We start from the raw sequence: 223 nt of genomic DNA, 5'->3' as shown, positions 1-223 counted from the left end.
ATGAATTTAAGAAGCTTTCATCATGACTAACACAAATGAAGCCGGACTTGCTGCGTAAATATTGAGCAACCAGCTTACTACCATCAATATCAAGGTGATTTGTCGGCTCATCAATTAGGGGAAATGCACCGCGGGTCATAAATCCACGTGCAAGTAGTACCCGGGTTTGTTCGCCACCACTCAGCGAGTCAAAAGGTCGCTGATCATAGCTGCTTTCAATTCC

1 protein-coding gene is annotated in these 223 nt (G+C 44.8%); it reads right to left on the bottom strand.

Annotated features, from left to right (window positions below; genetic code table 11):
- Window positions 1-223 (bottom strand): ATP-binding cassette domain-containing protein (locus CBI42_RS12245; RefSeq protein ID WP_142294183.1); only part of this gene is annotated, 223 nt, incomplete at both ends.

Origin of the sequence: Streptococcus sp. KR (assembly GCF_002238115.1) — a bacterium.
Lineage (GTDB): Bacteria > Bacillota > Bacilli > Lactobacillales > Streptococcaceae > Streptococcus.
Note: the sequence above shows the minus strand (reverse complement) of the source record. Positions and strands in the feature narration are given on the sequence as shown.